The organism is uncultured Bifidobacterium sp. (genome assembly GCF_949292005.1).
In the GTDB taxonomy this organism is placed as follows: Bacteria; Actinomycetota; Actinomycetes; order Actinomycetales; family Bifidobacteriaceae; genus Bifidobacterium.
On sequence record NZ_CASEXV010000098.1, the window covers coordinates 1 to 10,887 of the forward strand.

9 protein-coding genes, 1 pseudogene and 1 riboswitch are annotated in these 10,887 nt (G+C 60.9%); of the genes and pseudogenes, 5 read left to right on the top strand and 5 right to left on the bottom strand.

Annotation, left to right across the window (positions count from 1 at the left end):
- From Q1X90_RS07415 to Q1X90_RS07435, 5 genes and pseudogenes are all read left to right on the top strand, one after another.
- A pseudogene (locus Q1X90_RS07415) lies at positions 1–416 on the top strand (hypothetical protein); the annotation flags it as partial.
- A gap of 115 nt (positions 417–531) precedes the next feature.
- A complete protein-coding gene (locus tag Q1X90_RS07420; protein WP_300768634.1) occupies positions 532–2,016 on the top strand; it encodes an amino acid permease in 1,485 nt (494 codons plus the stop codon).
- A 50-nt stretch (positions 2,017–2,066) separates the two neighbouring features.
- A riboswitch (TPP riboswitch) is annotated at positions 2,067–2,177 on the top strand.
- 316 nt (positions 2,178–2,493) lie between these two features.
- Entirely contained in the window at positions 2,494–2,688 is a 195-nt protein-coding gene (gene thiS, locus Q1X90_RS07425) for a sulfur carrier protein ThiS (RefSeq protein ID WP_300768637.1), read from the top strand.
- The gene (gene thiF, locus Q1X90_RS07430) at positions 2,688–3,452 is read left to right on the top strand and encodes a sulfur carrier protein ThiS adenylyltransferase ThiF (protein ID WP_300768639.1); all 765 of its coding nucleotides are present in this window, start codon (positions 2,688–2,690) and stop codon (positions 3,450–3,452) included. The genes thiS and thiF overlap by 1 nt, the downstream gene beginning before the upstream one ends.
- A complete protein-coding gene (locus tag Q1X90_RS07435) occupies positions 3,445–4,341 on the top strand; it encodes a thiazole synthase (RefSeq protein WP_300768641.1) in 897 nt (298 codons plus the stop codon). Before thiF ends, Q1X90_RS07435 begins: the two co-directional genes overlap by 8 nt.
- Before the next feature lie 236 nt (positions 4,342–4,577).
- Here the strand turns inward: Q1X90_RS07435 and ilvC are convergent, their stop codons facing one another.
- The 5 genes from ilvC to Q1X90_RS07460 all read right to left on the bottom strand — a co-directional run bounded on the left by ilvC (position 4,578) and on the right by Q1X90_RS07460 (position 10,669).
- Positions 4,578–5,630, bottom strand: a complete 1,053-nt coding sequence (gene ilvC / locus Q1X90_RS07440; protein WP_300768643.1) for a ketol-acid reductoisomerase — start codon at positions 5,628–5,630, stop codon at positions 4,578–4,580.
- Between the two features lie 281 nt (positions 5,631–5,911).
- On the bottom strand, positions 5,912–7,267 hold the full coding sequence (locus Q1X90_RS07445; RefSeq protein ID WP_300768645.1) for an MFS transporter: 1,356 nt from the start codon (positions 7,265–7,267) through the stop codon (positions 5,912–5,914).
- Positions 7,268–7,453: 186 nt separating this feature from the next.
- Positions 7,454–8,422 carry a carbohydrate ABC transporter permease gene (locus tag Q1X90_RS07450; RefSeq protein ID WP_300768646.1) on the bottom strand — a complete coding sequence of 323 codons (969 nt, stop codon included), beginning with the start codon at positions 8,420–8,422 and terminating at the stop codon, positions 7,454–7,456.
- A complete protein-coding gene (locus Q1X90_RS07455; protein WP_300768648.1) occupies positions 8,419–9,282 on the bottom strand; it encodes a carbohydrate ABC transporter permease in 864 nt (287 codons plus the stop codon). Before Q1X90_RS07455 ends, Q1X90_RS07450 begins: the two co-directional genes overlap by 4 nt.
- Positions 9,283–9,370: 88 nt before the next feature.
- Entirely contained in the window at positions 9,371–10,669 is a 1,299-nt protein-coding gene (locus tag Q1X90_RS07460) for an ABC transporter substrate-binding protein (RefSeq protein WP_300768650.1), read from the bottom strand.
- Positions 10,670–10,887: the final 218 nt, after the last annotated feature.

Consider the following 10,887-nt stretch of genomic DNA (forward strand, 5'->3'; position numbering starts at 1 on the left):
CCCAGCCCGGCCAGAGCATTTCAGAAGAGATCGAAGACCTCACCCACCAGGACCTCGCCATACTTTTTGGCGTGCGGCGTCGCACGCAGCTCTTCACCCCACTCGCGAAGAATCTGCACTCCCATCAGGTGCAATTGATCATGATCGGCGATTCCACTCTTCGAGGCGTCGCCGCACTCACCGAAGCCATCTTTTTCGAGATCGATCTCACCTCCCGGGTGCTCTCAAGCTTCACCTCCGCCTTCAGCATCGTCTCGCTGCTTGCGGACTCAGCCGCCACGCGCGCACATCAGCGATCCGTCACGACCAATCAGCCGGTCGATCACCACATGCGGAGCGGAGCCGGCAGCGACGCACGCATAGCCGCGATCAATGAGAGGTTCTCCCAACTGAACGAGCTGGAAAAACCATTCTGAGCCCCTCGCCGCGAACCACGGCTCAATGCCATCCGCATGACGGCCTACAGTGTGTCCTGGCACCATCACGACCACATGGTCAAGAAGCACAGGACCGAACAAACGAGAGGACATCATGGCCACCAAGACGACGCGGTCCAGCCAGGCATCACAGACGCCGACGGACGCCGGCCCGCAGGACGCGGGGCTGAGCAAGACGCTCAAGAACCGGCACATCCAGCTCATCGCGCTCGGCGGGGCGATTGGAACGGGACTCTTCTATGGATCAAGCGAGTCCATCCAGCTGGCCGGCCCTGGCATACTCATCGCCTACCTGATCGGAGGAGCGGCGATATTCCTTATCGTGCGCGCGCTGGGCGAGATGAGCGTGGAGGACCCCAAAGCGGGGGCCTTCAGCTACTACGCCAGCCGCTACTGGTCCAAGCGCGCGGGCTTCGTGTCCGGGTGGAACTACTGGTTCAACTACATCCTCGTGTCCATGGTGGAGCTGTCCGTGGTGGGTACCTTCGTCAACTACTGGTTCCCCTCCATCCCGGCCTGGGTGTCGGCGGGCGTGTTCCTTATCCTCATCACCGCGGCGAACCTTCTGGGAGTAAGCCGGTTCGGGGAGTTCGAGTTCTGGTTCGCCATCGTGAAGATCGCCGCCGTCGCCGCCATGGTGCTTGGCGGACTCGCAGTGATCGCGCTGGGCCTGTCAACGGTCTCCGGGGTCACGCCGTCGTTCATGAACTGGTTCACCGTGGGAGGCGGATTCCTTCCCCACGGCGTGATGAGCAGGACGGCGGACGGCCAGTGGACGGGCCTGGCGATGGCGCTGTGCGTGGTGATGTTCAGCTTCGGCGGAACCGAGCTGATCGGCATCACGGCGGGGGAGGCCGAGAACCCCCGACGCACGATTCCCAAGGCCACCAACGGCGTGATATGGCGTATCCTGCTGTTCTACATCGCCGCCCTGGGCGTGATCATGGCGGTTGTGCCGTGGAACACGATCGACGGCAACAGCAGCCCCTTCGTGCAGATATTCGATTCCGTGGGCATCCATGCCGCCGCGGGGATCCTCAACTTCGTCTGCCTCACCGCCGTGATGAGCGTCTACAACTCCAGTCTCTACGCCGACTCGCGGATGCTCTACTCCCTAGCTAGGCAGGGCAACGCGCCGCGCTATCTCGGCCAACTCAACCATCGCGGCGTTCCAGTCGCAGGAGTCCTCACATCGGCGGGGATCACCGTGATCGCCGTCGTCGTGGTGTTTCTCTGGCCATCCTTCGCCTTCAACTATCTGATGTCCATCGCAACCATCGCGGGAATCATCAACTGGGGGATCATCATGATCACGCAGCTGCACTTCCGTCGAGCCGTGAGACGCGGAGACGGACCAAATGAGCTGGCCGGACGGACCGGCGACGAGGCCATCGCGTCCCTGCGGTTTCCTCTGCCGTTCGCCCCGGTCACTCCCTGGCTGGTCCTCGCCTTCCTTCTGCTTGTGGTCGTGCTCATGTGCTTCTCCTCCAATTACGTGATCGCAGCCATCGCGGGACCAGTGTGGGTCGTCGCGCTTCTTCTGGGCTACGAGACCATGGCCCGGCGCACGCGGCGCTAACACTTGGGCATGGCCGTCCTACTTGGGTATGGCCCGTCCTATGCTGGTCAGCGCAACCGAACGGGAGCCCTGAAGACCGGGCTGAGAGGAAGTCGCGGAGACTTCGACCGTCAACTTGATGCGGGTAATGCCGCCGTAAGGATGACAGTTGCATCTGGACGATTAGGCGATTCTCCGCGCCATCCTTGACGACGTCTCCTCGTCGCGCAGCGTTCCACCCCCCGTGGGATGGAGCCCGTTCCCGCTCAAGCGCATAACACAACAGCAAAACAGACACACAACAAGACGCACGCGACAACGGCGCAAGGATCAAGCCGCAGTCAGGGGTCGACGAAGGGGCGCACCACCTCACAGGGTACGGTTCCTTCGCCGACCCCTTTCGCAATTTCCGGAACGTTCCAACGGTCCAAACCCGGACATGAACCGCCCCGGACCGTTTGAACCGCCGAATCGCGTCATCCTGGAAAGGATAGGGCCATGATCATCAACGGCCAGCATCAAAATATCAACACCCCCGTGGGCGTCGAGGACCTCATCATCTCGCGGGGACTGCGGCCCGACCGCGTGGCCGTGGAAGTGAACGGACGTATCGTGCCAAAATCGGCGCGGGCGCAGACGACGCTGTCGGGCACGGACACCGTGGAAATCGTCACCTTCGTGCAGGGAGGCTGATGATGGAACTCCAAGGATTCACAGAGCCCTCAGCCGACACGCACACCGCCATCGACAACCACACCGCCGATGCCACCACCATCGCCGATGCCCGCAGACACGTTTTCGAGTCGATGCCCGACCCGCGCAGCCTGGCCACGGAGGCGGAGATCCGGAACGCGCTGATCGACAGGCACGGCGCCGAGGTCCAGCATCGGCTGGACGCGGCCCGTGTGGCGATAGCCGGCCTAGGAGGGCTGGGATCGACCATCGCCGTGGCGTTGACGAGAATCGGCGTCGGCCATCTGCATCTTGTCGATTTCGACCGTGTGGACGCGACTAACCTCAACCGCCAGCAATACTTCCTGAAGGACCTCGGCAGGCACAAGACCACGGCGCTCAAAGCCAATCTGGCCCAGATCAACCCCTATCTGGAGGTCACCACCGACACCACCACGGTCACTCCGGACAACGTCGAACCGCTGTTCGGAAACGACGACATCATCTGCGAGGCCTTCGACGTTCCCGAGAACAAAACGATGCTTGTCAACACCGTCCTCGAGCGCCTTCCCGACCATAAGCTGGTCTGCGGCTCCGGAATGGCGGGATTCCGCAGCTCGAACCTCATCGGCACACGACGCGTGTCTCGCAACTTCTACTTCTGCGGAGACGGGGAGACGGCTCCCCTGCCCGGAGCGGGACTTATGGCGCCCCGGGTTGGAGTGGTCGCCTGCCATGAGGCGAATATGATCGTCCGCATCATTTTGGGAGAGGAGGATGCCTGACATGACCTCCACCACAAAAGCGACGACGGACGTCCCCGTGGACGAACTCGTCGGAACGGCAGTGAACACGGTCATGCTCCCCGAACCGTCCCCGACCGCATACGATTCGGTCGCCACAGGCGACGACGATCCGCTCATCCTCGCCGGGCACCGTTTCACCAGCCGTTTCATCCTCGGATCCGGCCGCTACGACCTCAATCTCATCAAGGCGACCGTCCGCGAGGCCGGAACGCAGATCGTCACGATGGCGCTGCGTCGATGCCGGACCACGGAGAACAACCTCCTGGACTACCTTCCATCCAGCGTGACCCTTCTGCCCAACACCTCCGGCGCCCGCAACGCCGAGGACGCCGTGCGCATAGCACGGCTGGCCCGCGAGGTGTGCGGGACGGATTTCATCAAGGTGGAGATCGAGCACGAGACGCGATATCTGCTCCCCGACAACGCCGAGACGATCCGCGCCACGGAGATGCTGGCGAACGAGGGCTTCGTGGTGATGCCCTACATGTTCCCCGATCCCGTGGCCGCCAGGAAGCTGCAGGATGCCGGCGCCGCATGCGTGATGCCGATGGGGTCCCTGATCGGTTCGAACAAGGGGATCCGCCTGCGCGACGGCATCGAGGTGATCGTCGCCCATTCGAACGTTCCGGTGATCGTCGACGCCGGAATCGGGAGGCCCAGCCAGGCGGCCGAGGCGATGGAGATGGGCGTCGACGCCGTGATGGCCTACACCGCCATCGCGAGCGCCGGGAACATCCCGATGATGGCCCGCGCCTTCAGACACGCGATCGAAGCCGGACGCGAGGCGTATCTCTCGGGATTGGGAACCGTCACCTCCGGCCACGCCGTACCATCCAGCCCCACCCAGATCGAGGACATGCTGCGCTGAGGCCGTCATAATTCCGGTATGGCGTCCCGACGCCGGTTGCGGGCGGCCCGAAGAACGGGACGGCAGAGACGACGGAGGTTACAGGAACGCCGGAGGCACAGGAACGACGACGCCCGGAAATGGTTCGAGGCCCCGATCCATAGCGGGTCGGGGCCTCGAAACCGAGCATCGTCGAAAGTCCGAACCGGTCGTCACATGATAACGATCAGCTCAGAGACCAACGGGCGTGAGACGGCTCACTGAACCTGGGCGCGGGCGATCTTGCCGGTGAAGGACTCGTTCTCGTCCGCGTCGGCGGCCTTGTCGCTGTTCCAGGAGAACATCGCGCGAAGCTTCGGCCCGACGGTCTCGAGCTGGGGGTGGGAATACTCCTCCTGCAGCTCCTTGAACTTCGGGGCGCCGGCGGCCTGATCCTCCATGAACTCCTTGGCGAAGGAGCCGTCCTGGATGCGCTTGAGCTGGTACTCCATGCGCTCACGGGTGTGCTCGTCGATGACTGTCGACGTGAAGTCGCCGTACTGGGCGGTGTCGGAGCAGGACCAGCGGGCCTTGTTCAGACCACCCTCGTTGGCGAGGTCGACGAGCATCTTCAGCTCGTGGAACACCTCGAAGTAGGCGATCTCCGGCTGGTATCCGGCCGCGGTCAGAACCTGGAAGCCCATCTCGCAGAGGTGGTTGATGCCGCCCATGAGGACGTCCTGCTCGCCGAACAAATCGGTTTCGGTCTCCTCCTTGAAGGTGGTCTTGATGCCACCGGCGCGCAGGGCTCCCAGAGCCTTCGCGTAGGCGAGGGTGATGGCCCAGCCGTCTCCACGGGGATCCTGCTCGACGGCCACGACCACCGGCACGCCACGTCCCGCGGCGTACTCACGACGGACGATGTGGCCCGGCCCCTTCGGAGCGACCATGAACACGGGGTGGTCGGCCGAGGGCTTGATGTATCCGTAATGGATGTTGAAGCCGTGGGCGAAGGCCAGAGCCGCACCCTCCTTGAGGTTGGGCTCGATGTCGTTCTTGTAGATCTGCGCCTGGTACTGATCGGGAGCCAGGATCATCACGACGTCGGCCTCCTTGGTCGCGTCGGCGACGGACTTGACCTCAAGGCCCTGCTCCTTGGCGAAGGCCACGGACTTCGAGGTGGGGCGCAGACCGACGACCACGTCGACGCCGGAATCGCGAAGGTTCAGCGCGTGGGCGTGTCCCTGCGAGCCATAGCCGACGATGGCCACCTTCTTGCCGTCGAACACCGAAAGATCCGCGTCCTTCTCGTACCAGATCTGAGCTGTCATAATCCTTTGCACTCCTTGTTTTGGTGTGCCGCCCCTTGGCGGCCCTACATTCGCAATGTCTTGTTGCTGTTACGTTTGCGACCGACACGCTGGCGGTTTGTCACCGCCGCTGCGCCACGATCATCTTCTATCCATGCCTTGCGGCTGTTGCATGGGGATTTTGTCCTCGAACCGTTGCCCATGATACCGGAAACATTCCCGTGATACCCGCGCTGTTCAATAGTCGAACGAATACGCCATCCACCATGCGTGTCACCTCCCTTCCAGTGGATTCACGGCCTTCAGCGAGTGAAGTCCGTGTCCTTGGTCTCCGGCGTCGTCAGAACGGCGACCAGGCAGCACACCGCCATGACTCCCAGATAGAGTCCGACGGAGCGAACGCCCCAGTTGTGCGACAGCCATGTGGCGATTGTGGGAACGAACGCAGCCCCAACGATGGCCGCAAGGTTGTAGCCGATTCCGGATCCCGAATACCGCACGTTGGCCTCGAAAAGCTCCGGCAGGAACGCCCCGATGGGCCCGAAGGCCACTCCCATAAGCGCGAATCCCACGCACAGGAAGACCATCACCTGCGCGAAGTTCCTATATCCCATGAGCAGATACGGGGAGACCAGCGAGAACACGACCAGCGCGACCGAGGAGAACATGAGCACACGCCGCCGGCCGATGCGGTCCGCATACATGCAGGACAGCACGATGAACGCCGCGAACACGCAGATCGCCACCATAAGCATCAGCAGATACTCCCTGTTGGTGAACCCCAGTCCACCGCCGCCCTGCTCAACGGTTTTCGTTCCCCAAGCCAGCGACCATGTGGCAAGCGTATAGAACAGCGTGTAGGTGACGGCGACGAGGAAGGTCGCCTGCAGGACCTGCTTCCAGCTCTTGCTGAACACCTCCGCCAACGGGGCCTTGACGACCTTGTTCTCCTGCTGGGTCAGACGGAAGACGGGCGTCTCCTCCATGCGCACCCTGACGATCAGGCCTACAACGACCAGCACCGCGGACAGAAGGAACGGCACCCTCCACCCCCAGGCCAGCATGTCGTCGGAGTTCGTGAACGTCTCCAGAAGGAAGTAGGTGCCATTCGACAGGAAGAATCCGATGGGCGCGCCAAGCTCCGGGAATGATCCGTACAGGGCACGCTTGTCATCAGGGGCGTTCTCCGTGGCCACCAGAGCCGCGCCCGACCATTCGCCGCCCAGTCCTATTCCCTGGACGAAACGGCAGGCCACAAGGACGACCACGGCCCATCCTCCCCACATGGCATAGGTCGGGAGACATCCGATGAGGAAGGTCGCCACGCCCATCGTCATCAGGGAGACGACCAGTGTCGTCTTACGGCCCATGCGGTCGCCGAAATGTCCGAAGACAAGCGATCCGACCGGCCGCGCGATGAACGCCACCGCGAAGGTCAGCAACGAACCGATAAGCGCCGCGGCCCCCGTCTGACCGAAGAAGACCTTGGGGAAATAATTCGCCGCCGCGGTCCCATAGGCATAGAAATCGTAGAACTCGATGGCGGTCCCCACCATCGACGCGGCGATCACGGTCCTCACAGAATCACGCGTCATGGTCGCCAGTTTGCGCGCGGCCGAGGGAAGACTGGCTTCCCCGACACCTTCCACTGCTGTCATTTCACTCTCCATCCGTTCCACCGGGACGATCCCGAATGGACATGTTGCGGTTGAGGAGCTCTGGTCACATTCAGCCCCGCGGGGCCAACAAAAAAGCCCCGCGACTTCCGCAGGGCCACCAGACGATGACATTCCACCACCGTCGAAACCCTGCCTCCGTTGACAGGGCCCGACGCAATCGCCGAATCAGCCCGCCAACGAAGACGGGCTAATAATTCGCGCCGTGGAGTCGACGCACGATACGCGCCCCACCATGAACACAACACCAGTCATCGCGGCGAACCTCCTTTCGGCTTCAAGTTCCTTCGGACCTTCCGGCCCGACTGCCAGACAACCTAGATCCGTTCCCCATCCCGCCACAAGCCAACGTCCACAATGTGACCGGCGGACATGGAGGTGCCCCGTCCACCATGGGCGGACGGGGCACCTCTCCCGCATTGCGCCCGGCCGCCTCAAACCCACGAGGCCCAAGACAAGCGAGGGAAGAAGGTAGTCGTTCCAGAAGGCCATGGCGTCGATGATGGTCACTGTGGCGATCATCGGCTTAAGCAACGGGAACACAACCCTCCAGAAGGTCGACCACGTGGAGCATCCGTCGATTCTCGCCGCCTCCTCCAAGTCCCTTGGAATATTGGTACGTATGGATCCATGGAACATGAAGGTGGCGAGGGACACGGAGAATCCGACATGTATCAGGATCAGCGTGACCCTGCTGTTGAGCACGTGGAAGATGCCGCCGTACACGGACACGAGCGGAACCATGAGCACCTGGAAGGGGATGACCATGGATGCGACCATCATGGCGAAGAACACGGCACCGAGCTTCCAATGCGGGTTGCGGACGATGACGTACGCGGCCATCGCCGAGAGGAGAACCGTGAGGACGGTGGCGCTGGTCGTGATGATCGTGGAGTTCCCCAGAACCGTCCAGAAGCTCATCTTCTCCATGGCGTCCGGGAAGTTCTCAAGCGTGAAACCGCTTTTCCCGATAAGCGACAACGGATTGGAAGTGATGTCATCCATCGATTTGAAGACGTTCACCACAACCAGAAGGAACGGCGCGATGAAGAAGAACAGAAGGAGGATGAGAACGACCATCTGCACCACATGGGACACGCGACGCCTTGACGTGGCGCTCGACTGATTGGCACTCATGCTTCCACCTCACCCTTCTTGCCGAAGTACACCTGCAGCATGCCCACGACCGCGCAGACGATGAACAGCACCAGGGCCTCGGCCTGCCCGACGCCATAGTTCTTGTAGACGAACGCCTTGTTGTAGACCTGCATCGCGGCCAGCACCGACGATCCGAATGGCTCTCCGTTGGTCAGCGAGAGGTTCAGGTCGTACACCATGAAGCACTGCGTGGTGCTCAGGAAGATGCATTGAACGAACGAGGCGCGCATAAGGGGGATGATCACATGCCACATGGCCTTCGACTGCGAGCATCCGTCGATCAGCGCGGCCTCCTTGAGGCTCTTGTCGACCCCCATGAACCCCGCGACGTAGATGAGCATCATATATCCCGCATACTGCCAGACCGACACAAGTATCAGACAGAACAGGGCTCCGTTGGGAGTCGACAACAGGGACGTGGTATTGCTGTTGCCCAACGCTTCGCCGATGGCGACGAACGCGCGGTTGAAAACGAATTTCCACACATATCCCAGAACGATTCCGCCGATGAGGTTCGGGATGAAGAATCCCGCTCTGAAGAAGTTCTGCCCTTTGATTCCATTCGTGACCAGATAAGCCAGAAGAAAGGCGACGATGTTTATCAGGACGACAGAGATGACGGAGTATATCAGCGTCCGCCACAACGACTGCCAAAAGACCGCGTCCGCCCAGGTGCTGACGTAGTTCTGCCAGGCCATGAAAGGCTTAGTCTTGGACACCCCATCCCAGCTTGTGAAGGTGAGATAGAGCCCATAGAAGAACGGTCCCACGACCACGGCGCAGAAAAGCAGGGCCGCCGGCCCCGCGAACACAAGATACTGACCTACCTTATGTGACAACCTATTATGTTCATGGCAATTCCCATTTATCAGGTGGGTGCGGGACCTCGTGGAGCGAGACCCCCGCACCCAGTTCACAACCGCCTAATCACGAGTTGTCCGACGACACCTTCGCGGTCTTCCAGTAGCTTTCTATGGATTTCGCGAAATCGGCGCGACTCTCCTGCCCCGCCAGATACTTCTGGAAATCGGCTCCGAGCATGGAGTAGTGATCGTCCGGCAGGTAGTTGTAGTTGGCGATGAGCTTACCCGCGTTGGCGTACTTCTTCACCGACTTGCCCAGCGGATCGGAGACCGTGAGGTTGTTGTTGGTGAAGGGCGAGACCAGCGAGCAGTCCTTAACGATGAACGACTGTCCGGACTTGTTGTAGACCAGCCAGTTGAGGAAGTCCTCGGCCGCCGTGCGCTGAGCGTCGGACGTGTTGCTGGAGGAGTCGATGAAGAAGTACTTCGAGCCGCCTCCGGTGAGCTTGGTGTTGTCGCCGTCCGAGGTGTTCTGCGGGACGGGCATGATTCCCATGTTCTTGGAGTACTTGTACTGGTCGATGACGGACCAGTCCCAGTTTCCGCCGAACATGAATGCGATCTTGCCTTCGGCGAGCTTCTGCTCGGTGACCTCGCGCTCAGCGGAGATGGCGTTCGACCCTGCGTAGTTGTTGTCCTTGAGGACGTCGAAGGTGTTCATCAGCGAAGTGAACTTCGCGTTCGAGTTGAGGTCGACGCTTCCCGCGTGGAGCTTCTTGACGAACGAGCTTGGATTCTTCTGCTGCTCATAGACCTGCGCCAGATAATGGGCTCCAAGGGACCAGTCCTCCTTGAGGACTCCCGTGGGGGTCTCCATTCCACCCGCCTTGAGCTGCTTGATCAGCTTCTTGAACGCCGTGAGCGTCTTGTAATCCGAGGGGTTGAACGTCTTGCCCGTAATCTTCTCGATCGCGGAGGCGTTATATATCAACCCTCTGGCCTCGACGCTGACCGGGAATCCGTATGTTTTGCCGTTAATGGCGATGGCGTACTTCGTCTTCTTAACCCATTTCTGGCTGCTCAGGTCGACGGCGTGCTCTTTGGCAAGCGAGTAGACATCCTTCGCATCGACCATGGATATGGTGTACGGCTCGTTGGATGCGTACTTCGTCGCCAGATGGGCGGATACCGTATCGCTTGAGTAATAGACCTCCACGTTGACGTTATGGCTCTTCGAATACGCCTTCGCCATGGTTTTCATCTGATCCTGGATCTCCATTTTGGAGTTGAAGATCGTGATGGTTGTTTTGCCAGACGACGTGCTTCCACTGGATGACGACGACCCGCATGCCGTCAGCATGCCCACGGCGAGAATCGACGACAGCGCCGTGATTCCCACTTTCTTCCATGAAACTCTTCTCATAGCTGCACCAGTGCCTTTCTCCCCTGACCCTCCATGTGAGCGACAATGCTCACGCGTTAAACGACCCACGGAGGGGATGTGACCGAACTTAGTGTTATTGGCTTTTCGCTGTTTGGTGTGGGTGGGCTGGTCGGGTGGAGGTGGCTGGCGGGTAGTTTGGGGGTATGGATACCACGTTGTTGTTCACCGCCGCCTTGCAGTTGCCTGATCCCTGGAGG